24 protein-coding genes are annotated in these 22,459 nt (G+C 62.1%); 11 read left to right on the top strand and 13 right to left on the bottom strand.

What is annotated here, in order from left to right:
* Positions 1-110 precede the first annotated feature (110 nt).
* The gene (acnA, locus tag J1N02_RS21880) at positions 111-2,852 is read left to right on the top strand and encodes an aconitate hydratase AcnA (RefSeq protein ID WP_421147738.1); all 2,742 of its coding nucleotides are present in this window, start codon (positions 111-113) and stop codon (positions 2,850-2,852) included.
* A 131-nt stretch (positions 2,853-2,983) separates the two neighbouring features.
* On the opposite strand, the gene J1N02_RS21875 is transcribed toward acnA, so the two are convergent.
* Positions 2,984-3,922, bottom strand: a complete 939-nt coding sequence (locus J1N02_RS21875; protein ID WP_027604254.1) for an aspartyl/asparaginyl beta-hydroxylase domain-containing protein — start codon at positions 3,920-3,922, stop codon at positions 2,984-2,986.
* Between the two features lie 127 nt (positions 3,923-4,049).
* Complete coding sequence (gene cysK, locus J1N02_RS21870; RefSeq protein ID WP_065928169.1) at positions 4,050-5,024, bottom strand: cysteine synthase A; 975 nt, start codon at positions 5,022-5,024, stop codon at positions 4,050-4,052.
* A 129-nt stretch (positions 5,025-5,153) separates the two neighbouring features.
* On the opposite strand from cysK, the gene J1N02_RS21865 reads away from it, so the two are divergent.
* The 3 genes from J1N02_RS21865 (at position 5,154) to J1N02_RS21855 (ending at position 8,354) form a co-directional block, all read left to right on the top strand.
* On the top strand, positions 5,154-6,230 hold the full coding sequence (locus J1N02_RS21865) for a DUF748 domain-containing protein (RefSeq protein WP_027604256.1): 1,077 nt from the start codon (positions 5,154-5,156) through the stop codon (positions 6,228-6,230).
* A gap of 100 nt (positions 6,231-6,330) precedes the next feature.
* On the top strand, positions 6,331-7,176 hold the full coding sequence (locus tag J1N02_RS21860; protein ID WP_027604257.1) for an AAA family ATPase: 846 nt from the start codon (positions 6,331-6,333) through the stop codon (positions 7,174-7,176).
* A complete protein-coding gene (locus J1N02_RS21855; RefSeq protein WP_024074064.1) occupies positions 7,176-8,354 on the top strand; it encodes a vWA domain-containing protein in 1,179 nt (392 codons plus the stop codon). Before J1N02_RS21860 ends, J1N02_RS21855 begins: the two co-directional genes overlap by 1 nt.
* A 42-nt stretch (positions 8,355-8,396) precedes the next feature.
* On the opposite strand, the gene J1N02_RS21850 is transcribed toward J1N02_RS21855, so the two are convergent.
* From J1N02_RS21850 to J1N02_RS21835, 4 genes are all read right to left on the bottom strand, one after another.
* Positions 8,397-8,939, bottom strand: a complete 543-nt coding sequence (locus J1N02_RS21850; RefSeq protein ID WP_098480193.1) for a hypothetical protein — start codon at positions 8,937-8,939, stop codon at positions 8,397-8,399.
* 96 nt (positions 8,940-9,035) lie between these two features.
* Positions 9,036-9,947: a biotin-dependent carboxyltransferase family protein gene (locus tag J1N02_RS21845; RefSeq protein ID WP_092356650.1), complete on the bottom strand. Its 912-nt coding sequence runs from the start codon at positions 9,945-9,947 to the stop codon at positions 9,036-9,038.
* Positions 9,944-10,648: a 5-oxoprolinase subunit B family protein gene (locus J1N02_RS21840; protein WP_421147737.1), complete on the bottom strand. Its 705-nt coding sequence runs from the start codon at positions 10,646-10,648 to the stop codon at positions 9,944-9,946. Before J1N02_RS21840 ends, J1N02_RS21845 begins: the two co-directional genes overlap by 4 nt.
* Positions 10,645-11,385, bottom strand: coding sequence for a 5-oxoprolinase subunit PxpA (locus tag J1N02_RS21835; RefSeq protein ID WP_098480196.1), 741 nt, complete (start codon positions 11,383-11,385; stop codon positions 10,645-10,647). The genes J1N02_RS21840 and J1N02_RS21835 overlap by 4 nt, the downstream gene beginning before the upstream one ends.
* Before the next feature lie 175 nt (positions 11,386-11,560).
* On the opposite strand from J1N02_RS21835, the gene J1N02_RS21830 reads away from it, so the two are divergent.
* Positions 11,561-12,475 carry a LysR family transcriptional regulator gene (locus J1N02_RS21830; protein ID WP_421147736.1) on the top strand — a complete coding sequence of 305 codons (915 nt, stop codon included), beginning with the start codon at positions 11,561-11,563 and terminating at the stop codon, positions 12,473-12,475.
* Between the two features lie 76 nt (positions 12,476-12,551).
* Here J1N02_RS21830 and J1N02_RS21825 read toward each other — a convergent pair whose 3' ends face one another.
* Genes J1N02_RS21825 through J1N02_RS21815 form a run of 3 tightly spaced genes read right to left on the bottom strand, consistent with a single transcriptional unit; the run spans position 12,552 to position 14,446 of the window.
* Positions 12,552-13,094, bottom strand: a complete 543-nt coding sequence (locus tag J1N02_RS21825) for a DUF2937 family protein (protein WP_027604263.1) — start codon at positions 13,092-13,094, stop codon at positions 12,552-12,554.
* Positions 13,095-13,105: 11 nt separating this feature from the next.
* Positions 13,106-13,882 carry a class II glutamine amidotransferase gene (locus J1N02_RS21820; RefSeq protein WP_421147735.1) on the bottom strand — a complete coding sequence of 259 codons (777 nt, stop codon included), beginning with the start codon at positions 13,880-13,882 and terminating at the stop codon, positions 13,106-13,108.
* Between the two features lie 30 nt (positions 13,883-13,912).
* Positions 13,913-14,446, bottom strand: a complete 534-nt coding sequence (locus J1N02_RS21815; protein WP_027604265.1) for a hypothetical protein — start codon at positions 14,444-14,446, stop codon at positions 13,913-13,915.
* Between the two features lie 24 nt (positions 14,447-14,470).
* On the opposite strand from J1N02_RS21815, the gene J1N02_RS21810 reads away from it, so the two are divergent.
* Together J1N02_RS21810 and J1N02_RS21805 are read left to right on the top strand one after the other, a co-directional pair.
* Positions 14,471-16,513 carry a S9 family peptidase gene (locus tag J1N02_RS21810; protein ID WP_421147734.1) on the top strand — a complete coding sequence of 681 codons (2,043 nt, stop codon included), beginning with the start codon at positions 14,471-14,473 and terminating at the stop codon, positions 16,511-16,513.
* 68 nt (positions 16,514-16,581) lie between these two features.
* Positions 16,582-17,055: a cyclic nucleotide-binding domain-containing protein gene (locus tag J1N02_RS21805; protein WP_027604267.1), complete on the top strand. Its 474-nt coding sequence runs from the start codon at positions 16,582-16,584 to the stop codon at positions 17,053-17,055.
* Here J1N02_RS21805 and J1N02_RS21800 read toward each other — a convergent pair.
* Positions 17,052-17,330 carry a hypothetical protein gene (locus J1N02_RS21800; protein ID WP_027604268.1) on the bottom strand — a complete coding sequence of 93 codons (279 nt, stop codon included), beginning with the start codon at positions 17,328-17,330 and terminating at the stop codon, positions 17,052-17,054. The two genes, J1N02_RS21805 and J1N02_RS21800, sit on opposite strands and share 4 nt — an antisense overlap.
* 78 nt (positions 17,331-17,408) lie before the next feature.
* Between J1N02_RS21800 and J1N02_RS21795 the strand changes: the two genes are divergently transcribed.
* The gene (locus J1N02_RS21795) at positions 17,409-18,095 is read left to right on the top strand and encodes a spermidine synthase (RefSeq protein WP_065929156.1); all 687 of its coding nucleotides are present in this window, start codon (positions 17,409-17,411) and stop codon (positions 18,093-18,095) included.
* A gap of 42 nt (positions 18,096-18,137) precedes the next feature.
* On the opposite strand, the gene J1N02_RS21790 is transcribed toward J1N02_RS21795, so the two are convergent.
* Positions 18,138-19,058, bottom strand: coding sequence for a ParB/Srx family N-terminal domain-containing protein (locus J1N02_RS21790; protein WP_092356629.1), 921 nt, complete (start codon positions 19,056-19,058; stop codon positions 18,138-18,140).
* A 106-nt stretch (positions 19,059-19,164) separates the two neighbouring features.
* Between J1N02_RS21790 and J1N02_RS21785 the strand changes: the two genes are divergently transcribed.
* The 3 genes from J1N02_RS21785 to J1N02_RS21775 all read left to right on the top strand — a co-directional run bounded on the left by J1N02_RS21785 (position 19,165) and on the right by J1N02_RS21775 (position 20,593).
* Entirely contained in the window at positions 19,165-19,539 is a 375-nt protein-coding gene (locus J1N02_RS21785) for a YajD family HNH nuclease (RefSeq protein ID WP_003210675.1), read from the top strand.
* A gap of 168 nt (positions 19,540-19,707) precedes the next feature.
* The gene (locus tag J1N02_RS21780; protein ID WP_027604271.1) at positions 19,708-20,175 is read left to right on the top strand and encodes an RNA methyltransferase; all 468 of its coding nucleotides are present in this window, start codon (positions 19,708-19,710) and stop codon (positions 20,173-20,175) included.
* Between the two features lie 67 nt (positions 20,176-20,242).
* Positions 20,243-20,593: a YgaP family membrane protein gene (locus J1N02_RS21775; RefSeq protein WP_027604272.1), complete on the top strand. Its 351-nt coding sequence runs from the start codon at positions 20,243-20,245 to the stop codon at positions 20,591-20,593.
* A gap of 52 nt (positions 20,594-20,645) precedes the next feature.
* Here the strand turns inward: J1N02_RS21775 and J1N02_RS21770 are convergent, their stop codons facing one another.
* Together J1N02_RS21770 and J1N02_RS21765 are read right to left on the bottom strand one after the other, a co-directional pair.
* Positions 20,646-21,866 (bottom strand): hypothetical protein, encoded by a 1,221-nt coding sequence (locus J1N02_RS21770; protein ID WP_169898350.1) that lies wholly within the window; start codon positions 21,864-21,866, stop codon positions 20,646-20,648.
* A 13-nt stretch (positions 21,867-21,879) separates the two neighbouring features.
* Complete coding sequence (locus J1N02_RS21765; protein ID WP_003172524.1) at positions 21,880-22,329, bottom strand: YcgN family cysteine cluster protein; 450 nt, start codon at positions 22,327-22,329, stop codon at positions 21,880-21,882.
* Between the last annotated feature and the right edge of the window lie 130 nt (positions 22,330-22,459).

The raw sequence follows: 22,459 nt of genomic DNA, 5'->3' as shown, positions 1-22,459 counted from the left end.
GTTCTGTCCATAGAGTCCAGTAATTAGCCAGCTACTGAAAACAGCGCTAGTTTGAAAGCTCTGTTCGTCCCGTCAGGTCCGTAGCCGTGCGGACCATAAGGAGTCATGTAATGTCATCCCTTGATAGCCTGAGTACCCTTAAAACTTTAGAAATCGACGACAAGACCTACCACTATTTCAGCCTGCCCGAAGCCGCCAAGCGCCTGGGTGACCTGGATAAGCTGCCGATGTCCCTCAAGGTGCTGCTGGAGAACCTGCTGCGCTGGGAAGACAACAAGACCGTCACCGGCGCCGACCTCAAGGCCATTGCCGCCTGGCTCAAAGAGCGCCAGTCCGACCGTGAGATCCAGTATCGCCCCGCCCGCGTGCTGATGCAGGACTTTACCGGCGTACCCGCCGTGGTCGACCTGGCCGCCATGCGCGCCGCCGTGGCCAAGGCCGGTGGCGACCCGCAGCGCATCAACCCACTCTCGCCGGTGGACCTGGTGATCGACCACTCGGTGATGGTCGACAAGTTCGGCAACGCCGACGCCTTCGGGCAGAACGTCGACATCGAAATGCAGCGCAACGGCGAACGCTACGCCTTCCTGCGCTGGGGCCAGAGCGCCTTCGACAACTTCAGCGTGGTACCGCCGGGCACCGGCATCTGCCATCAGGTCAACCTCGAATACCTGGGCCGCACCGTATGGACCAAGGACGAGGACGGCCGCACCTACGCCTTCCCCGACACCCTGGTGGGCACCGATTCCCACACCACCATGATCAACGGCCTCGGCGTGCTCGGCTGGGGCGTGGGCGGGATCGAAGCGGAAGCGGCGATGCTCGGCCAACCGGTGTCGATGCTGATCCCGGAAGTGATCGGCTTCAAGCTCACCGGCAAATTGAAAGAAGGCATCACCGCCACCGACCTGGTGCTGACCGTCACCCAGATGCTGCGTAAAAAAGGCGTGGTGGGTAAGTTCGTCGAGTTCTACGGCGACGGCCTGGCCGACCTGCCCCTGGCGGACCGCGCGACCATCGCCAACATGGCCCCGGAATACGGCGCCACCTGCGGCTTTTTCCCAGTGGATGAGGTGACGCTGGACTACCTGCGCCTGTCCGGTCGCCCGGCTGCCACCGTGAAGCTGGTCGAGGCCTACACCAAGGCCCAGGGCCTGTGGCGCCACGCTGGCCAGGAACCGGTGTTCACCGACAGCCTGGCCCTCGACATGGGCAGCGTCGAAGCCAGCCTCGCCGGGCCGAAACGCCCACAGGACCGCGTGTCCCTGCCCAATGTCGGCCAGGCGTTCAGCGACTTCCTCGACCTGCAGTTCAAACCCACCACCAAGGAAGAAGGCCGCCTGGAAAGTGAAGGCGGCGGCGGTGTGGCCGTGGGCAACGCCGACCTGGTGGGCGAAACCGACTATGAATACGAAGGCCAGACCTATCGCCTGAAAAACGGCGCCGTGGTGATCGCCGCCATCACCTCCTGTACCAACACGTCCAACCCCAGCGTGATGATGGCCGCCGGGCTGGTGGCGAAAAAAGCCGTGGAGAAAGGCCTCATGCGCAAACCCTGGGTGAAAACCTCCCTGGCGCCTGGCTCCAAAGTGGTCACCGACTACTACAAGGCCGCGGGCCTCACCCAGTATCTGGATAAAATTGGCTTCGACCTCGTGGGCTATGGCTGCACCACCTGCATCGGCAACTCCGGGCCGTTGCCCGAGCCGATTGAAAAAGCCATCCAGAAGGCCGACCTCGCCGTAGCCTCGGTGCTGTCCGGCAACCGCAACTTCGAAGGCCGCGTGCACCCATTAGTGAAAACCAACTGGCTGGCCTCGCCGCCGCTGGTGGTGGCTTACGCCTTGGCGGGGACCGTACGCATCGATATCAGCAGCGAACCGCTGGGTAACGATCAACAGGGTAATCCGGTGTATTTGAAGGACATCTGGCCGAGCAGCCAGGAGATCGCCGACGCCGTTGCGCAGGTCAGCACCGGAATGTTCCACAAGGAATACGCCGAGGTGTTTGCCGGTGACGAACAGTGGCAAGCCATTGAAGTGCCTCAGGCCGCGACCTACGTGTGGCAGAAAGACTCCACCTACATCCAGCACCCGCCGTTTTTCGACGACATCGCCGGGCCTCTGCCGGTGATCAAAGACGTCAAGGGCGCCCACGTACTGGCGTTGCTGGGGGACTCGGTGACCACCGACCACATTTCCCCCGCCGGCAACATCAAGACCGACAGCCCCGCCGGCCGCTACCTGCGCGAGCAAGGCGTGGAGCCGCGTGACTTCAACTCCTACGGCTCACGCCGGGGCAACCATGAAGTGATGATGCGCGGCACCTTCGCCAATATCCGCATTCGCAACGAAATGCTTGGCGGCGAGGAAGGCGGCAATACGCTGTACATCCCCACCGGCGAGAAAATGCCGATCTACGATGCGGCCATGAAGTACCAGGCCTCGGGCACACCGCTGGTGGTGATCGCCGGCCAGGAATACGGCACCGGCTCCAGCCGCGACTGGGCCGCCAAGGGCACCAACCTGTTGGGGGTCAAGGCGGTGATCGCCGAGAGTTTCGAGCGGATTCACCGTTCCAACCTGGTGGGCATGGGCGTGCTGCCGCTGCAGTTCAAGCTGGATCAGAACCGCAAGGCGTTGAAGCTTACGGGCAAGGAGAAGATCGATATCCTCGGCCTGACCGAGGTAGAGATCGTGCCGCGGATGAACCTGACGCTGGTGATTACCCGGGAGGACGGCAGCAGCGAGAAGGTCGAGGTGCTGTGCCGGATCGATACCTTGAATGAAGTGGAGTACTTCAAGTCGGGGGGGATTCTGCACTATGTGCTGCGGCAGTTGATTGCCTCTTAAGAACACAGGAGATCAAATGTGGGAGGGGGCTTGCCCCCGATGGCGGTATGTCAGTCAAAACATCTATGACTGATCCACCGCTATCGGGAGCAAGCCCCCTCCCACATTTTGACCGCGTCTAACGCTTCAGATCAGCCGAACAACCACTTCCACAGCAGTACCAACACCACTACCGCCAGCACCGGCCGCGCAATGCGGTAAGCCTTCGGATGCTTGCGCTTCCACTGCTTGACCACACCGCTGAACTTGTCGCTGAAGGTCTTGCTCCAGGCATACGCCTGGTTGATGCCGCCGACGCGCTCGTCATCCAGGTTCTGCGGTGCGGTGGCGCGGCCCAACTGCTTGCTGACCCAGCGGTTGACGCGGGTCATCAGGCGGTTGCTCAGGGGCCGCTCGATGTCGCAGAACAGGATCACGCGGGTCTTGTCGGTTTCGTTTTTCACCCAGTGCACGTAGGTTTCATCGAACATCACGTCGTCACCGTCGCGCCAGGCGTATACCTGGCCGTCGACGAAGATGCGGCAGTCGTCGGAGTTCGGCGTGGACAAGCCCAAGTGATACCGCAGGGAACCGGCAAACGGGTCACGGTGCGGGTTGAGGTGGCTGCCGCCCGGCAACAGCGCGAACATCGCGCCCTTGACGTTGGGGATGCTGCTCACCAGCGCCACGGTTTTCGGGCACAACGCCTCGGCCGATGGCAGGGGTTTGTCGTACCACTTGAGGTAGAAACGCTTCCAGCCTTTCTTGAAGAACGAACCGAAACCGGCATCGTTGTTCTTTTCCGCGGCGCGGATGTAACCCTCGTCGAACAGGTGCATGGCCTCTTCGCGGATCACTTCCCAGTTGTCCTTGAGCACGTCCAGTTCCGGGAACTTGCTGCGGTCCAGGTACGGCTTGGACGGCACGGCCGAAAACAGGTACATCAAGGCGTTATAGGGGGCGAACAGCGCCGAATGGTTGACGAACTGGCGCAACATCGGCAAACGGGCCTTGCCGCGCAGGTGCACATACAGCGTGCTGCCAATAAACAGCAACAACACCGACAGTTTGGCGGCCAAAGAAAAGGTCATGCAGCAACTCCTGGAAATAAGCGCCTGGCCAACAGCCTCCCGGCGACGGGAGGCCAGACGTGACAGCCGGCCATGATAAACAGTTGGGCCATTATGCAGAAGGCCCAGGCTGACCGGCTGACATAAATCAAGCCTGGTTTTCCTGCTCGGTAAACAAATCGCTGAACAGCATGCTCGACAGGTAGCGCTCACCGGAGTCCGGCAGGATCACCACAATGGTCTTGCCCTGCATTTCCGGCTTCTCGGCCAGGCGCACGGCCACGGCCATGGCGGCACCGCAGGAAATACCGCACAGGATGCCCTCTTCCTGCATCAGGCGCAGGGCCATGGCCTTGGATTCCTCGTCGGTCACCAGTTCCACGCGGTCGACCATCGACAGGTCGAGGTTCTTCGGCACGAACCCGGCGCCAATCCCCTGGATCTTGTGGGGGCTGGGCTTGATCTCGGCACCGGCCAGGGCCTGGGTGATCACCGGCGACACCATCGGCTCGACAGCCACCGACAGGATCGGCTTGCCTGCGGTGTTCTTGATGTAGCGCGACACGCCGGTGATGGTGCCCCCCGTGCCCACGCCCGCCACCAGCACGTCCACGGCGCCATCGGTGTCGTTCCAGATTTCCGGGCCGGTGGTTTTTTCGTGGATGGCCGGGTTGGCCGGGTTTTCGAACTGGGCCGGCATAAAGTAGGTGGCCGGGTCACTGGCAACGATTTCGCCGGCCTTGTCGATGGCCCCCTTCATGCCCTTGGCCGGCTCGGTGAGGACCAATTCGGCGCCGAGGGCCTTGAGCACCTTGCGGCGTTCGATACTCATGGACGCCGGCATGGTCAGCAGCAACTTGTAGCCACGGGCGGCGGCGACAAAGGCCAGGCCGATACCGGTATTGCCGGAAGTCGGTTCCACGATGGTCATGCCCGGCTTGAGTTTGCCGGTGCTTTCGGCGTCCCAGATCATGTTTGCGCCAATGCGGCACTTCACCGAATAGCCCGGGTTACGCCCCTCGATCTTGGCCAGGATGGTCACGCCACGGGGTGCGATACGGTTGATCTGAACCAGGGGCGTGTTACCGATGGAGTGCGCGTTGTCTGCAAAAATGCGGCTCATGGCGGGTCCTATTAGGCGGTTTTCAGAAAGGCTCCAAGGGTATGCCTCGTGCTGCAAAGCGTCCAGTCGAAGGAACGTTGCGCCTGCCGCAGGGGTCCACCGCACCAGTATGGACAGAGGACTCTCCCCATGAAACGTCGCTACAGCTGGCCACTATGGACCATTGCCGGATTGCTGGTGGTCCTGGTCGCCGTGAGCATCGCGCTCCCCTACCTGGTGCGTAACTACCTGAATGACAAGCTCGCCGACATGGGCGATTACCGCGGCCAGGTGACCGACGTGGACCTCGCGCTATGGCGTGGCGCGTACCGGATCAACGGCCTGGAGATCGTCAAGGTCGACGGCAAGGTGCCCGTCCCGTTCGTCAAGGCGCCGCTGATCGACCTGGCGGTGAGCTGGCACTCTCTCTGGTACGACCACGCGGTGGTGGCCAAAGTGCTGTTTATCAAGCCCGAGGTTAACTTCGTCGACGGCGGTGCCAACAAGCAAGCCTCCCAGACCGGTAAGGGCACCGACTGGCGCGAGCAGTTGAGTAAGTTGGCCCCCATCACCCTCGATGAAGTGCGCATTGAAGACGGCAAGATCGCCTTCCACAACTTCAGCTCCAAGCCCGTGGTGAAGATCGACGCGACCGACGTCAACGCCAGCTTCTACAACCTGACCAATGTGGTGGACGTCAAAGGCCGGCGCGACGCGCGCTTCGACGGCAAGGCCCTGCTGCAAGGCCAGGCTCCGCTGGAAGCCACCGCCACCTTCGACCCGCTGAGCAATTTCGAGAATTTCGAGTTTCGCTTTCGCGCCAGGGACTTGCAGCTCAAGCGCATGAACGACTTCGCCGCGGCCTATGGCAAGTTCGACTTCAAGGCCGGCACCGGGGACGTAGTGATCGAAGCCCAGGCGGAAAAAGGTCAGTTGACCGGGTACATCAAGCCGCTGCTGCGCGACGTGGAAGTCTTCGACTGGCAGCAGGACGTGGAGAACAAGGACAAGAACATCTTTCGTTCGATCTGGGAGGCCGTGGTGGGCGCCAGCGAGACCGTGCTGAAGAACCAGGCGAAGAACCAGTTCGCCACCCGCGTGGAACTCAGCGGCAGCGTGCATCAGCAAAATGTCAGCGCGTTCTCCGCTTTTTTGGCGATTTTGCGTAATGGCTTTATCCAGGCGTTCAATGCGCGCTATGAGCAGCCAAAGCCTTCGGCGGATTGAGCCGTGACCGGTCATTCAGAGACTGAATAACCCGTCTGCGTTCACAGTCGCCGGGGCCGCGCGGTATAGTCCGGGCATTGATGAATTCGAGGAATGACCGATGAAGTTCGAAGGCACCCAGGCCTACGTTGCCACCGATGACCTGAAACTGGCCGTCAACGCTGCCATCACCCTGGAGCGTCCGCTGCTGGTCAAGGGTGAGCCCGGCACCGGCAAGACCATGCTCGCCGAACAACTGGCCGAGTCCTTCGGCGCCAGGCTTATCACCTGGCACATCAAGTCCACCACCAAGGCCCACCAGGGCCTGTACGAGTACGACGCGGTCAGCCGCCTGCGCGACTCGCAACTGGGGGTGGACAAGGTGCACGACGTGCGCAACTACCTGAAGAAGGGCAAGCTCTGGGAAGCATTCGAGTCCGAGGAGCGGGTGATCCTGCTGATCGATGAAATCGACAAGGCCGACATCGAGTTCCCCAACGACCTGCTGCAGGAACTCGACAAGATGGAGTTCTACGTCTACGAAATCGACGAGACCATCAAGGCCCGGAAGCGCCCGATCATCATCATTACCTCCAACAACGAAAAAGAGCTGCCGGACGCGTTCCTGCGCCGCTGCTTCTTCCACTACATCGCCTTCCCCGACCGCACCACCCTGCAAAAAATCGTCGACGTGCACTACCCGGACATCAAGAAGGAGCTGGTCAGCGAGGCGCTGGACGTGTTTTTCGACGTGCGCAAAGTCCCCGGCCTGAAGAAAAAACCGTCCACCTCCGAGCTGGTCGACTGGCTCAAGTTGCTGATGGCCGACAATATCGGCGAAGCGGTGCTGCGCGAGCGCGACCCCACCAAGGCCATCCCGCCCCTGGCCGGTGCCTTGGTCAAGAACGAGCAAGACGTGCAGTTGCTCGAACGCCTGGCATTCATGAGCCGTCGCGGTAATCGATAATGTTGCTCAACCTGTTCAATGAAATGCGCGCAGCCAAGGTCCCGGTGTCGGTGCGCGAGCTGCTCGACCTGATCAACGCGCTGAAACAGCGCGTGACCTTTGCCGACATGGACGAGTTCTACTACTTGGCCCGGGCGATCCTGGTCAAGGACGAGCGGCATTTCGACAAGTTCGACCGCGCCTTCAGCGCCTACTTCAATGGCCTGGAAAAGCTCGACGATCACCTGCAGGCGCTGATCCCCGAAGACTGGCTGCGCAAGGAGTTCGAACGCTCGCTGAGCGACGAAGAGCGCGCACAGATCCAGTCCCTCGGCGGCCTGGACAAGCTGATCGAGGCATTCAAGAAACGCCTGGAAGAACAGAAGGAACGTCACGCCGGCGGCAATAAATGGATCGGCACCGGCGGTACCAGCCCGTTCGGCTCCGGCGGCTACAACCCCGAGGGCATTCGCGTCGGCGACGCCGGCAAACGCCAGGGCAAGGCGGTAAAAGTCTGGGACCAGCGCGAGTACAAGAACCTCGACGACCAGGTGGAACTGGGCACCCGCAACATCAAGATCGCCCTGCGCCGCCTGCGCAAGTTCGCCCGCCAGGGTGCGGCCGAAGAGCTGGACATCGACGGCACCATCGACCACACCGCCCGCGATGCCGGGCTGTTGAATATCCAGATGCGCCCGGAACGGCGCAACACCATCAAGCTGCTGTTGCTGTTCGATATCGGCGGCTCGATGGACGCCCACGTGAAGATCTGCGAAGAACTGTTCTCGGCCTGCAAGACCGAGTTCAAGCACCTTGAGTACTTCTACTTCCACAACTTCGTGTACGAGTCGGTGTGGAAGAACAACCAGCGCCGCACCTCGGAGCGCACCTCCACCCAGGACCTGCTGCACAAGTACGGTGCAGATTACAAAGTGATCTTTATCGGCGATGCGTCGATGGCGCCGTATGAAATCACCCAGGCCGGCGGCAGCGTCGAGCATTGGAATGAAGAGCCGGGGTATGTGTGGATGCAGCGCTTCATGGCCAAGTACAAGAAACTGATCTGGATAAACCCGTATCCCAAGGATACCTGGGGTTATACCGCGTCGACGGGGATTGTGCGGGAGTTGGTGGAAGACCAGATGTACCCGCTGACGTTGCGCGGGTTGGAAGAAGGCATGCGCTTCCTGTCCAAGTGATGGCAGGCCTGTAGCCGAGGACATCGGCTACAGGCCCCTCACTCAGCAGTGCTCGCGGTCGATCCAGGCAAACTTGAGGAAGAGCGCGGCGAACCGCTTGACCAGTTCCGAATCCTGACGGTCGACCTTCCCATCATTGTTGACGTCCTGGTTGATCGAGACAGAGGCGCCACGACCATTACCGTCGCTGTACACCGCTGCCGAATAGACAATGGTTTCATCTCGCGGCACCCCCTCCCCTTGATGAAAGTGCAAGCGCACCGTGTCGGGAATCCCGTTGTTATCAAAGTCACCGGCAAATACCTTCAGGTACTTGTCGAAGGGTTCGTCGAGGCTGAACCATTCGAACGCCAGAAACAGCTGGGCAAACTCGATGGCCATCTCTCGGTCCACGGTGTCGACAATGCCGTCCTGATTGAGATCGTCCGCAATGATCCAGTCAAACTGGCCGTCGTCGGTGATATCGAAGGCCGTGGCCCGATGGACAAGCGCGGGGGTCCTGGAATCGTCATAGAACTCCAGGTACACCACATCGGGAACATCGTTATCGAGCACATCTTGGGCAAAAATCTTCAAATAGCGCATGGAAAAGCCTGGATAGTGGATGAACCCATTCAGGTTTTCATGACTGCGCTAAAGCCGCGAAGACGACAAACACTGGCACTCCCGTAGGAGCTTTCCTTACAGCGCAAACCGGCGCAGATACTCCACATGCTGCCGATGCGCCATTTCCTGCACCACCGGCACCAACCTCAGCTTTTCTCCCGGCAAACACTGCGCCAGCCGCGCCAGCGCCAATGGCGTCAAGGCGCCCAGGCGCGGATAGCCACCGATGGTCTGGCGATCATTGAGCAACACGATCGGCTGCCCATCCGGCGGCACCTGGATGCCACCCAACGGAATCCCTTCGGAAATCAGCGAGGGCCCCTGGTATTGCAAGGGCGTACCGAGCAAGCGCATGCCCATGCGGTCGGCGCGACTGTCCAGGGCCCACTCGGTGTTAAAGGCATCAAACAGGCTCTGGCCGCTGAACAGGCCAATTTGGGCGCCGACGATCACCTCCAGCGGCGCCTTGGCCGGCAACGCCTGCTCGCTCAGCACTTTCATCCCGCCGCCGGTACCGGAGTAGCCCAGTCGCCCGCCTTCGGCCAAGGCCTTGCCGAAACCGTCCGGCCCGCCCAGCGCCTCACGTACCACCGTGGCGCAGCTGCCCAGCACATCCGGCGCATCAAACCCGCCCGGGGCCGCCAGGTAAGCCCGCGCGCCGCTGAAGGGCTGGGTAAAGCGCAGGCGCTGGCCCTTTTGCAGGATAAAACTGCGCCCGGGGCTGATCGCACGTTCATCGATATACGCCCCCAGATCCGCCCCGGCCAGCGCCAACAGGCAATAATCCTCGGCCTGCACGGTAAAGCCACCGAGGGTGATTTCCACCACCGGCGCGTCCAGCGCATTGCCCAGCAGCCAGTTGGCCCAGGACATCGACACCCAATCCAGCGCGCCGCCCTGGGTCACGCCCAGGTGGCGCACGCCAAAACGACCGGCGTCCTGCAACAGGCACAGCGGCGTGCTGGCCTCGATGATCAAGCGGCTCATGCCTGCGCCTCCAACGGCGTGTCATCGCCACCCAGGTTTATAAATTCAGCGTGGCTGACCGACTCAAAGCGCACCGTGTCACCGGGCTGCATCAGGCTGTAGCCGTCGCGCTCTCGATCGAACAACTTGGCCGGCGTGCGGCCGATCAGGTTCCAGCCACCAGGGGAAACCACCGGATAGGCAGCGGTCTGTCGCTCGGCGATACCGACACTGCCGGCCGCCACGCGCTGGCGTGGGGTGCTCAGGCGCGGGGTGGCGAGGATTTCATCCACCAGCCCCATAAAGGCAAAACCGGGGGCGAAGCCGAGGGCGAATACCTGGTATTCGTGGGCGCTGTGGCGGCGGATCACGTCGTCGACAGCCACGCCACTGCGCTGGGCGAGCAATGTCAGTTCAGGGCCGACACTCAGGTCGTACCACACCGGCAGCACATGGCACTGGCCGCTGCCCTGGGCCTGGGGTCGCAGGCCGGTCAGGGCCTGGTCGATCAATTCCCGCGCCTGAGCCGGGCTCAACGCCGTGAGGTCGTAATGCACCATCAAGGTGGTGTAGGACGGCACCAGATCCACCAGGGCTGCGCCAAAGCCGCTGCGCAAGCGCTGGGTGGCAGAGAGCATCCACGGCATATTGGCTTCGGCGATCACCTCGAACAGACGCACCATCAGGCAGTCGATCGCCACCACTTCAATCCGTGGCTTCATGCTGGCTTCAATGCCTCGCGGATACGCTTTACGGCGGCGACCGAACTGACATTGTCGCCATGCACGCACAGGGTATTGGCGCGCAACAACAACGGGCTGCCATCGCTGGCGGTCAGGGGTTCGCCACGGGAAAGGGTCAAGGACTGCTGGACGATGACCTCTGGATCATGGTGCACGGCACCCGGCAACTGGCGCGAAACCAGGTGGCCGTTGGCGTCGTAGGCACGGTCGGCGAAAGCCTCGAACCACAGGATCACCCCGTATTCGTCGCCCAGTGCCTGGGCCGCGCTGTTGTCGCGGGTCGCCAGCAGCATCAGCGGCAGGTCGCCATACGCGGCCACGGCCTCGATCACCGCACGCAGTTGCGCCGGGTTGGCCATCATGTCGTTGTACAGCGCGCCATGGGGTTTGACGTAACTGACACGTCCGCCCTGGGCACGGCAGATGCCGTCGAGGGCGCCGATCTGGTAATGCAGCAGGTCCTGGATTTCCTGGGGGGTGTAGGCCATGGAGCGGCGGCCGAAGCCCTGCAGGTCCTGGTACGCCGGGTGTGCGCCGACCTGTACACCGTGCTTGAGGGCCAGGCTGACGGTCTTGCGCATGATGCTCGGATCGCCGGCATGAAAACCGCAGGCCACGTTGGCGCAATCGATGAACGGCATGACCTCGGCGTCCAGACCCATGGTCCAGTTGCCAAAGCTCTCGCCGATGTCGCAATTCAATAACAGACGGCTCACGCTGGTTGCTCCTGTAGGCTTTGTTTTTTTGTAGTGTGGGATTTTTTACGCAGAACTCGCAACTTGTCCTGACACCCCAACGGCGCTTATCGTGGAATAGCCTGATTTTTGGCGTTTGCCCGGTGCGGCGTCCAACTAATAAAAACCGATCCATGCATAAGAAAAAGTTGATCCCATGAATTTGAAGTTCCTCGAAACCTTCATCTGGGTGGCCAAGCTCAAGAGCTTCCGCCTGACTGCGGAGAAGCTGTTCACCACCCAGGCCTCGATTTCCAGCCGCATCGCCGTGCTGGAAAGCGAGCTGGGGGTAAAGCTGTTCCTGCGCGACTCCCGGGGCGTGAGCCTGACCCCGGAAGGCTTGAAGGTGCTCGATTATGCCGAGCAGATGATGGTGACCATGCAGGGCCTGAAACAGTCCCTGGAAACCACCAGCAGCAAGGTCGGGCGCATTCGCATCGGTGCGATGGACACGGTGATCCACACCTGGCTCAGCCCGTTGGTGGCGGAACTGATGGACCATTTCCCATTGGTGGAAATCGAATTGGTCGCCGATACCGCGCTTAATCTCAGCGATCAGCTGCAAAAAGGCTTTCTCGACCTGATCCTGCAAACCGACCTGCTGCGCCTGGAAACCGTGCGCAGCCTGGAGTTGGCCAGCCACCCCATGGCCTGGATCGTCGCCAGCCAGTCGATCTACAACCGCGACTACGCCTCCCTCGCCGAACTGGCCCAGGAGCGCATCATCACCTACTCGAAAAACTCCCACCCGCACCAGGACGTCATCAGCCTGATGCAGGCCAACGGCGTGGCCGCGCCACGGATGAACTGCGTGAACTCGGTGTCGGCGATTACCCGGTTGTTGCGCGATGGCTTCGGGATTGGTGCATTGCCGCCGGTGCTGGTCAGGGAAGAACTGGCGCGTGGCGAATTGGTGATGTTGCCGATGGCGCAGAAACTGCCGAACCTGCAGGTGGTGGTGTCGTGGCGCGTGGGGGTGGAGTTGGTGGAGGAGATTGTCGGGCTGTGCCAGAAGGTCGTTACCCGTTATGCCGAGGAAGTCGGCGAAGAGCGGATGGTGCTGAGTAACTGAATAAACCGGATACACATGTGGGAGGGGGCAAGTCGAGTCGTCGCACCGCCACTCCCACATCAGACCGAGGTGTGGGTTAGAGACCTTTCAGGTCCCGTTCCTCAATCGGCCGGCTCTGGCGCAAGCGCTTGCCACCCAGCACCACCCAGTCGATCAGGCGGAACAGACACTCCAGGCCAAACGACAGCAGCATCGCCCCGCCCAGGCCCCAGCCCATGGCTTCGGGGGTCAGCAGGATCTGGTAGCTGTAGCCGTTCCAGGTCTCCAGGCGGATATCCGGGTCGGCGGCCACCGCCACTTGCAGTGCGCGGATGTACCACGGGCCTTGCATGGCCTGGAATTGCTTGTCCAACGCCACCTGGCGGTCAAGCATGGCGCCCAGGCTGTTGGCGTCGCTCTGGAACACCGGGTCGTCGCTGGCGCGGTAATGCGCCACCAAGGCCTTCAAGTCACCGTTGAAGAACTGCCGCGCGGTGGTTTCAAACCCGCTCAGGCCGGTCTGGGCCTCGATCAGGTGGGCTTCGACGCGCTTGGCGTAGTCGTTGATAAACCCCGGCACTTGCACGCCGACCAACAGGCCAATGGCAAACAGCACCAACCGCAGATAACTGAGCAACATGGTCGATATCCTTACTCGGTAACGCCCTGGCTGACGCATTCACCGCGTCGCCACAGGCTCCATTGGCCCGGTTCGTAGCGGGTCCAGTTTTCGTTGTCGGTCAACGGCTCGGTGGCGATCACCGTCACCACATCATTGGGGGTGGTTTCGGCCTGAAAATCGACGATCACGTCGACATCCTTGAGGCGCGCCGGACCAAACGGCGCACGCCGGGTGATCTGCGCCAGTTTGGTCGAGCAATAGCAAAACAGCCAGTCACCGTCGCTGAGCATGCAGTTGAACACACCTTTGCTGCGGTATTCGGCACAGGCGGCGATCAGGTCCGGCAGCATCTGTTCGATGTCCACCGGCTCGGGGAAGGCCTCGCGCACGCGGTTGAGCAAGTCGCAGAAGGCCGCTTCGCTGTCGGTGTCGCCGACTGGCCGATAGAACGTGGCGCGGGGATGGAAGTCCGCCAACTGGCCGTTGTGGGCGAAACACCAGTTGCGGCCCCACAGTTCGCGCACGAACGGGTGGGTGTTGGCCAGGCTCACCTTGCCGACGTTGGCCTGGCGGATATGGCCGATCACCACTTCACTCTTGATGGGGTAACGCTGCACCAGCAGGGCGACTTCCGACTCGCTGCTCGCGGCCGGGTCCTGGAACAGGCGCAGGCCACGGCCTTCGTAGAAAGCGATGCCCCAACCGTCGCGGTGGGGGCCGGTACGCCCACCGCGCTGCATCAGCCCGGTAAAGCTGAACACGATATCGGTGGGGACGTTGGCACTCATGCCCAATAATTCACACATGCCAGGGCTCTCGCTGCAGGGCGGACAACGTTAAAGGCGCGGTTCGACCCGCATACCGCTCACCGGTGCAGGACGACGGAACGGCTCATCGTCTTCATCCACAGGCTCGGCGGCCAAGGCGGCGTCGGTGGCGGCCTTGCGCTCACGGCGGGCGTTGGCGGCGCGCTCGATGGGCCAGCGGATCAGCACAAACACGAGGTACACGCCAAAGGCGATCAGGGTGTACATGAACAAATCGGAAATCGCCCGCCAGGCGTTATTGCCGACCTTGAGCACCAGGTCCAGGGCCGTGATGGCCACGGCCGGTGCGAACTGAGTCTTGACCGGGTCGACGATGGTCGGGCTCAACAGCAGCACGGCCATCAGCAATTGCAGCGGTTCGCGCAGCCAGCGCCAGATCCAGCGGGTCATGCGCCACCACACCAACAGGCAGCCCAAGGCAGCGAAGGCGTAAAGGCCCCAAGCGGTCAGATAGTCGTTCTCGGTCATGGTGTCCATGGCAAGGTAGGCAAACAGGCGGCTATGATAACGGCTTTTGCGTGTCGCGGCTGCAATGCCTGCCACCTTCCGCCAGACAGAGAGTGCTCCATGCCTTCATCGACCGCCCCGATTGCCCGTAAAGCCCCAGGCCAGGACCCGTACGCCTGGCTGCAAGAGCGCGACAGCGTTGAGGTCCTTGATTACCTGAAGGCCGAAAATGCCTTCCAGGAAGCCCGGCTCGCCGACCAGCAGGCCCTGCGCGAAACCCTGTTCGAGGAGATCAAGGGCCGCATCCTCGAAACCGACCTGTCCCTGCCCTCCCCCTGGGGCCCGTACCTGTATTACACGCGCACCACCGCCGGTGACGAATACGCCCGCCACTACCGCTGCCGCCGCCCGGCCGACGACGGCAACCAGGTGGACGACAGCAGCGAAGAGCTGTTGCTGGACCCTAACGTGCTGGCCAACGGCGGCTTCTTTTCCCTCGGCGCATTCAGCATCAGCCCCGACCACCAGCGCCTGGCCTACAGCCTCGATACCAGTGGCGAAGAGATCTACACCCTGTTCGTGAAGGAATTGGCCACGGGCAAAGTCAGCGAACTGGAGTTCCAGGATTGCGACGGCAGCATGACCTGGGCCAATGACAGCCTGACCCTGTTCTTCGGCGAGCTGGACGACACCCACCGCCCGCACAAGCTGTATCGCTACCGCCTGGACGGCACGGCGGCGCAGGAAGTGTTCCATGAGCCCGACGGGCGTTTCTTCCTGCATTGCTACCGTTCCAGCTCCGAGCGCCAGTTGCTGCTCTCGCTCGGCAGCAAGACCACCAGCGAGGTCTGGGCGCTGGATGCCGACCATCCGCACCTGGACTTCACCTGCCTGGCGCCACGGGTCGAGGACCATGAATACGATGTCGACCACGGCCAACTGAACGGCGCGTGGACCTGGTTTATCCGCAGCAACCGTGACGGCATCAACTACGCCCTGTTTGTGGCGACCGACATTGGCGACGTGCCGACCGAGGATGAGTGGCAGAACCTGATCCCCCACAGCGATGACGTGATGCTCGACGGTGTCAGCCTGAACACCGGCGCCATGACCCTGAGCCTGCGCATCGGCGGCCTGCCGGTGATCGAAGTGCACCCCCAGGGCTTACCGGCGTATCGCGTGGAGCTGCCCGACGCCGCCTACAGCCTCTACGTGCAAAACAGCCTGGAATTCGTCAGCGACAAGATCCGCCTGCGCTATGAAGCCCTGAACCGCCCGGCCCAGGTGCGCCAGCTGGAACTGGCCAGCGGCGCGCAGCAGGTGCTCAAGGAAACCCCGGTGCTCGGCGTGTTCAATGCCGATGACTACGTCAGCCAACGCCTGTGGGCCACCTCCGTCGATGGCACCCAGGTGCCGATCAGCCTGGTGGTCAAGCGCGACCAGCTCGGCAAGCCGACACCTTTGTACCTGTATGGCTACGGCGCCTATGGCTCAAGCCTCGACCCGTGGTTCTCCCATGCACGCCTGAGCCTGCTGGACCGTGGCGTGGCCTTCGCCATTGCGCATGTGCGCGGCGGTGGCGAACTGGGTGAAGCCTGGTATCGCAATGGCAAGCAGGAACACAAGCAGAACACCTTCAGCGACTTTATCGCGTGTGCCGAACACCTGATCGCCGAGGGACTGACCACCTCCAGGCAACTGGTCATCAGCGGCGGCAGTGCCGGCGGCCTGTTGATCGGCGCGGTGCTCAACCAGCGTCCGGAGTTGTTCCAGGCGGCGATTGCAGAAGTGCCGTTTGTCGACGTACTCAACACCATGCTCGACCCGGAATTGCCGCTGACCATCACCGAGTACGACGAGTGGGGCAACCCCGAAGAGCCTGCGGTGTATGAACGCATCAAGGCCTACGCGCCGTACGAAAACGTCAGCGCCCACGCCTACCCGGCCACCCTGGTGATCGCCGGCTACAACGACAGCCGCGTGCAGTACTGGGAAGCGGCCAAGTGGGTGGCCAAGTTGCGCGCGACCAAGACGGACGACAACCTGCTGTTGCTCAAGACCGAACTGGGTGCCGGCCATGGCGGGATGAGCGGTCGCTACCAGGGATTACGTGACGTAGCACTCGAATATGCATTTGTGTTCAAGGCGCTGGGGCTGGTTTAAGGAACTTAGCGGGGCGGTCCTGTCTGAACACAGGACCGCCTACTGATTGATGGACCAAGATTGCAGCCATGGCACTCCCGACTTTAATGAATACCGAAATCCGCGACATGCTCATGGACTGCGGCCTGTTCGACCCGTTGTTGCCGGAAGACTTCTACGTCGCCGCCGGCTACTTCAATATCAGCAGCATTGCCGAGGGCGAGGTGATTTTCCTCGAGGGCGATGCCGGCACCTTCATGTGCATCATCCACAGCGGCCAGGTGGCGGTGCAGAAAACCAACCACACCGGCCAGCGCCTGACCATTGCCACCCTGCGCAGCGGCCGGGCCTTTGGGGAGATGGCCGTGCTTGACGGCGAGCGGCGCTCCGCCAGTTGCGTGGCCGCCAGCGACTGCGTGTTGTTGAACCTGGGCAAGGACGCCCTGGAAAAGATGCTCAATGAAACGCCGCGTGTGGCGGCGAAGATCATCCGCGCAATCGCCATCGCGTTGTCCAAGCGCCTGCGCATGGCCGATGGGCAATTACTCTCCCAACAGTTTTAACCGCCGGGGGTCTTCGGCTTGCTGTCGTTCTGCTGCAGGCCAGGCACCGTCTGGTCCTTGGGCGGTGTCGGCAATACGATGGGCACCAACGGCGGTGAGCCGTTCGTCTTCGGCACGGCCGGCGGGGTGATCTGCGGATACAGCGTCGGCGTTGGCGTGCCCGGTGCGCCGGGGCTAGGTGCCGGCGCCACCGGTACGGTTTGCAACTCCTGAGCCTGCGCCGCACCCAATGCGAGCGCGCTTAACACAATGACCGTTAGAATGCTGCACTTCATCGATGGCTCCATGGCCTGACCGGAATGTCGTAAGGCTACTCCCAACCGCGCAAGAATGCCCTTCCCAATGAGATTTCCATGAAACGTTTCGTTCTGCTGGACACCACCCCGATCCCCGACAACGGCGGTGCCTTGTGCCTGTTCGAATACGGTGAAGACTTTGTCATCAAGATCCAGGGCGGTGACGGCGGCCAGTTGATGAACACGCGCATGCACGGTTCCGAAGACGCGCTGGCGGAAATTCCTTGCCGCAAGGTCGCGGGGCGCCCGGGCTCACGGGTACTGATCGGCGGGTTGGGCATGGGCTTCACCCTGGCCTCGGCGCTCAAGCACCTGGGCAAGAGCGCCGAAGTGGTGGTGGCGGAACTGGTGCCCGGCGTCGTGGAGTGGAACCGGGGGCCCCTGGGGGAAAAGTCCGGTCGCCCACTGCTGGACCCACGCACGGTGATCCGCATGGAAGACGTGGCCAAGGTGCTGCAGGCCGAGCCCCAGGGCTTTGACGCGATCATGCTCGACGTCGACAACGGCCCCGAAGGCCTGACGCAGAAGGCCAACAGCTGGCTCTATTCCGCCGGTGGCCTGGCTGCCTGCGCCAAGGCCCTGCGGCCCAAGGGCGTGCTGGCGGTGTGGTCCGCCAGCGCCGACAAACTGTTCAGCGACAAACTGCGCAAGGCCGGTTTCAAGGCCGAGGAAGTGCAGGTGTTTGCCCATGGCAACAAGGGCACCCGGCACACCATCTGGATTGCGGAGAAGCTCAAGGGCTGAGCACGCTTCCCAAGACGCCCTCCTCCCACATGTTGATCCCTGTCAGTCGTGGGATTTGCGGTAGTCGATCACGTACGGCACTTTTTTGTCGAAGGTCTTCTCCAGCTCATCGCGGTCCAGCCGGGTCATGCCGCCCAGTTGATGGGCGGTGAAACCGCTGTCACCCACCTGTGAGCCCGGCGCCAGGCCGACCATGCGCTTGGCGACCGCTTCGATAGCGTCCTTGTAGCCGCCTTTCTTGTTCAGGTTGTACTGGCCCAGATCAATCTGCGTGCGCAGCCAGTTACCCCAATAGAACTCCAGGAACTCCGGTGCGATCTCGCCGCCATCCGGCTTGCCATAGGCGGCCTTGCGGGTGAAATACACCAGGCTGCGGAAGGTGTCGTCCTGCAGGTTCTTGAAGCCCAGGTGCGCCGGCAGTTGTTCCGGCGGCAGGGCCTGGCCCTGGTTGTCCTTGAGCCAGACCTTGCGGGCCGCTTCCATGCGCTGCCAGAAGCTCGCCATGTTCGGGCTGTTGCTGAAGTCGTCGGTGACCTTGACCCACATCTTCAAGCGCGGGCCGCCACCGGGCACTTCCCACAAGGTGGTGAAACTGTGGTGACCGTCCGTCAGGTACAGCTGGCCGGCAGGGCCGACCACCACGGTTTTCATGTCCTCGGGATGGGTGCCCACCGGGTCCTTGCAGGTGAAGCTGTCGGGCTGGTGCAGGTCAGCCTTGTCGGGCACCTTGCCGGCCTCACCCTGGCCGTTGGTTTCGCAGTATTCATCGAAGACCTTGGCGGGTTTATCGGCGAACAGGCCCAGGCTGTAGTAGATCTGGTCGAAGCCCACCACCGCCTGGGTCGGATGCAACTGTTCAAGGGCAACCTCGATCACCTGCCCGGGCTGGGGCGTCGAGAACGCCTGGGCCTGAAGGGTAACGACACACAGCAGCAGTGCAACAGTCCATGAAAGCAGACGCATGTTTTTCAGATCCTTATGAGTAAAGTAAATCGATCCCAGCGGTCATTTGCGACGCAAGCGGCTAGAATCAACGCTATCCGTGACCACCAAACAGCCAGGAGCCATGATGAGCTCGACCAACCCGCCCTCCCACACCGCCAAGCTGGACCGCATCCTTGCCGATGCCCAGCGCGACCGGGAAATGGGCTACCGCGACAAAGCCCTGAAGATGTACCCCCACGTGTGCGGCCGCTGCGCCCGTGAGTTCGCCGGCAAGCGCTTGAGCGAACTCACCGTACACCACCGTAACCACAATCATGATGACAATCCCCAGGATGGCTCGAACTGGGAGTTGCTGTGCCTGTACTGCCACGACAACGAACACTCGCGCTACACCGACCAGCAGTACTTCGGCGAAGGCTCCACCAGCAGCCCGACGATCGCCAAGGCCACGCATAACCCGTTTGCGGCGTTGGCGGGGTTGATGAAGAAAGACGACTGAAGAGTGTCGTCGCCTGTCCTGGCCTCATCGGGAGCAAGCCCCCTCCCACATTTTGAGTCGTGAACACTTTCAAATGTGGGAGGGGGCTTGCTCCCGATAGCGTTAGCCCAAGCAATACACCACCTTCAGGCCGTATAATCGCCGCTTTTCTCCAAGGCACCCTTCCCCGTGGGCAATAAACGCTACAGCTGCATCGGTCTGTATAACCCCAAATCCCCCGAAAACGTTGGCTCGGTCATGCGTGCCGCCGGCTGCTACGGCGTGGCCTCGGTGTTCTACACCGGCGTGCGCTACGAGCGCGCCCGGGACTTCGTCACCGACACCAAGAAGGTCCACCACGACATTCCGCTGATCGGCATCGATGACCTGAAGAAGATCCTGCCCCTGGGCTGCATCCCGGTCGCCGTGGAGCTGGTGGACGGTGCCCGCCCGCTGCCCGAATACACTCACCCCGACCGCGCGCTGTATATCTTCGGCCCTGAAGACGGGTCGCTGGATAAAGACATCCGCGACTGGTGCGAAGACGTCGTGTACATCCCCACCACCGGCTGCATGAACCTGGCCGCCACCGTCAACGTGGTGCTCTACGACCGCATGGCCAAGGGCAACAACACCCGCTCGGGCCCCAAGTACTGATCTTTTGGGAACATCCGGCGCCTGCGCGCAGTCAGCTGCATACACTTGACCTTGTTGGAGACAGATCATGAGCGACAGCACAACCTTGCGACCTATCATCGAACACACCCCCTTCCAGAATCAGCCCACCCAGAACGTGCACGGCTGGGAGCGCATCGGCTCAGTGGCCGGTGGCGTGATGATGGTGGGCAAAGGCCTGCGCCGTGGCGGGATTTTCGGCCTGATTCAGGTGGCGATCGGCGGCGTGGCCCTGGCGCGCGGCTTTACCGGGCACAGCGCGCTTAAAGACAAGCTGGAACAGGGCCGCCAGGAAATGAACAGCGTGCGCACGAAGATCGAACGTGCCGGTGCAGAGCTGAAAAACCTGAAGACCAAGGCGGAAGTGGCGGCTGAGAAGGCGGTTAAAACCACTGGTTAGATTCAAGTGTGGGAGGGGCTTGCCCTCTCCCACTTTTTTGTATGGCGAAGACTCAGCGTAACAACTTGCTGTCGAGCACCACCGACGACTCGCCGATGATGCTCTCCGCCAACTGCACGAACTCCGCAGTGGTGATGCTGTTGGCGCGCATCACCGCCTGCGCGAGGTCATCCAGGGAGCGCTTGTTGTGAGTCTTTACGCGGATCTCGCGATCCAGCTCCTGCAACACCACCACCGCCCGTGACACCGTCGCACCGCTGACGTGGTCGCCGCGCAGGCTGGTCACGTCCTTGCCATCCCTGGCCAAGCGCGCCTGTATCGCCTGATAGCGCTCATCGGTCACCCCACCGGCACGGCGCACCAGCTCAATGGCGTAGTACTCCGCCAGCCCCTCGCTGATCCAGTCACTGGTGTCGTGGTCGTTGAAGCGGCCAATCGCCTGCACCACTTCACGGATCAACGGGCTGCTGCCGTTCTCGCTGACCAGCGGCGTGCGGCTGTTGAGGTAGATCGAGTCGCGCGCCGAGACCGCACCACGGCGCATCGGATCGCTGGCGCCCACCACCAGCAGCTTGGCCGGATGACGTGGGAACGCCGCTTCCACCTGCGGCCAGACAAAGGTCAGCAGTGTCAGCACATCCATCCGCCGCATGGCTTGCCCCTTGGGCGAGGCGATGGTCACTTCGGTCTCGCCCAGGCGCACGCGGCGGCTGCCCAGGGTGCCGGCGAGCATCCAGCCGGTGGGCCGGTCAAACAGGCGTGAGACGTTGTCGATGCGGAACTTGTTCTTGCCGATGCGCGGCCAGGCGGTTTCGATGCTTTTCCAGCCGGCCGGCAGTTCGAACACCAGGCGCGAGACCAGTTCGACACCATCCTGCTGGTCGAGGCGTGCGGGCGGCACCAGGTCTTCGCCGCGAAACAGCGCCCAGCTCGGGGTCATCCGCGCTTCGTAAATACCCGGTTTGCGCGCGTGGCTCAGGCGCACCCGATAGGTCAGGCTGGCCTTGCTGGCGCTGGGTTGCCACAGGCCACGGTGGTCATTGACGCTCCACTGGCCATCGGCCTTGAAGTCGCTGTAGTCGCCGGTGCGGCCCAGGTCGAAGTTCAGGCTGCGCACCGCCGAACCCTGGGACAGGCTCACCCGCACCTCGGCCTGCTCGCTCTGGGGCAGCAGCTTGACGTGATAATCCAGGTCGACTTTCTTCGCGCACCACGCAGGCATGCTCAACGCCAGCAACACCAGACTTGCCGCCAGCTTGGTTCCCGCCCTCATACACACTCCTTGCTCAGCCCGCGCGGAAGATCAGGTAATCCTCCCAGTCGTCCTCGGGCACGCTGCCTTCGCTGAGCATGCGCCCGGACTGGGAAATGCGTTCGTGGTGCACGGCATCGCGGTCGCCGCAGACCAGGTGGTGCCACAACGGCAGGTCCTTGCGCTCGCTGACCAGGCGGTAGCCGCAGGTGGGCGGCAGCCATTTGAACTGGTCGGCCTGGCCCGGGGTGAGCTGGATGCAGTCGGGTACCGAGGCGCGGCGGTTGGGGTAGTCGGTGCACTGGCAGGTTTTCAGGTCCAGCAGCTTGCAGGCGATGCGCGTGTAATAGACGCTGTTGTCGTCTTCATCCTCAAGCTTTTGCAGGCAGCACAGGCCACAGCCATCGCACAACGACTCCCACTCCTCCTGGTCGAGGTGTTCAAGGGTTTTGCGTATCCAGAAAGGTTCGACTTTGGCGGCCATGGCTCTACATCGGTATCGGTAGGTGAAAAGGCCGCCAGTCTAGTGCCCAAGGCCCCTGGGGCCAAGCGCTTACGACTGTCGGTATGACAAGACTTGTCAGTCTAGCGGGGGCGCAGTAGCTTTGAGCGCC

The organism is Pseudomonas sp. NFX5 (assembly GCF_049132125.1).
GTDB classification, from domain to species: Bacteria; Pseudomonadota; Gammaproteobacteria; order Pseudomonadales; family Pseudomonadaceae; genus Aquipseudomonas; species Aquipseudomonas marginalis.
Note: the sequence above shows the minus strand (reverse complement) of the source record. Positions and strands in the feature narration are given on the sequence as shown.

Bases quoted from the DNA above. Each gene is read 5' to 3' on its own strand.
- J1N02_RS21765 (WP_003172524.1), bottom strand. From the start codon at position 22,329: ATGGCCGCCAAAGTCGAACCTTTCTGGATACGCAAAACCCTTGAACAC.
- J1N02_RS21845 (WP_092356650.1), bottom strand. From the start codon at position 9,947: ATGAGCCGCTTGATCATCGAGGCCAGCACGCCGCTGTGCCTGTTGCAG.
- J1N02_RS21775 (WP_027604272.1), top strand. From the start codon at position 20,243: ATGAGCGACAGCACAACCTTGCGACCTATCATCGAACACACCCCCTTC.
- J1N02_RS21855 (WP_024074064.1), top strand. From the start codon at position 7,176: ATGTTGCTCAACCTGTTCAATGAAATGCGCGCAGCCAAGGTCCCGGTG.
- J1N02_RS21820 (WP_421147735.1), bottom strand. From the start codon at position 13,882: ATGTGTGAATTATTGGGCATGAGTGCCAACGTCCCCACCGATATCGTG.
- J1N02_RS21860 (WP_027604257.1), top strand. From the start codon at position 6,331: ATGAAGTTCGAAGGCACCCAGGCCTACGTTGCCACCGATGACCTGAAA.
- J1N02_RS21810 (WP_421147734.1), top strand. From the start codon at position 14,471: ATGCCTTCATCGACCGCCCCGATTGCCCGTAAAGCCCCAGGCCAGGAC.
- J1N02_RS21790 (WP_092356629.1), bottom strand. From the start codon at position 19,058: ATGCGTCTGCTTTCATGGACTGTTGCACTGCTGCTGTGTGTCGTTACC.
- J1N02_RS21825 (WP_027604263.1), bottom strand. From the start codon at position 13,094: ATGTTGCTCAGTTATCTGCGGTTGGTGCTGTTTGCCATTGGCCTGTTG.
- J1N02_RS21840 (WP_421147737.1), bottom strand. From the start codon at position 10,648: ATGAAGCCACGGATTGAAGTGGTGGCGATCGACTGCCTGATGGTGCGT.
- J1N02_RS21875 (WP_027604254.1), bottom strand. From the start codon at position 3,922: ATGACCTTTTCTTTGGCCGCCAAACTGTCGGTGTTGTTGCTGTTTATT.
- J1N02_RS21800 (WP_027604268.1), bottom strand. From the start codon at position 17,330: ATGAAGTGCAGCATTCTAACGGTCATTGTGTTAAGCGCGCTCGCATTG.
- J1N02_RS21830 (WP_421147736.1), top strand. From the start codon at position 11,561: ATGAATTTGAAGTTCCTCGAAACCTTCATCTGGGTGGCCAAGCTCAAG.
- J1N02_RS21865 (WP_027604256.1), top strand. From the start codon at position 5,154: ATGAAACGTCGCTACAGCTGGCCACTATGGACCATTGCCGGATTGCTG.
- J1N02_RS21770 (WP_169898350.1), bottom strand. From the start codon at position 21,866: ATGAGGGCGGGAACCAAGCTGGCGGCAAGTCTGGTGTTGCTGGCGTTG.
- J1N02_RS21795 (WP_065929156.1), top strand. From the start codon at position 17,409: ATGAAACGTTTCGTTCTGCTGGACACCACCCCGATCCCCGACAACGGC.
- cysK (WP_065928169.1), bottom strand. From the start codon at position 5,024: ATGAGCCGCATTTTTGCAGACAACGCGCACTCCATCGGTAACACGCCC.
- J1N02_RS21785 (WP_003210675.1), top strand. From the start codon at position 19,165: ATGAGCTCGACCAACCCGCCCTCCCACACCGCCAAGCTGGACCGCATC.
- acnA (WP_421147738.1), top strand. From the start codon at position 111: ATGTCATCCCTTGATAGCCTGAGTACCCTTAAAACTTTAGAAATCGAC.
- J1N02_RS21805 (WP_027604267.1), top strand. From the start codon at position 16,582: ATGGCACTCCCGACTTTAATGAATACCGAAATCCGCGACATGCTCATG.
- J1N02_RS21850 (WP_098480193.1), bottom strand. From the start codon at position 8,939: ATGCGCTATTTGAAGATTTTTGCCCAAGATGTGCTCGATAACGATGTT.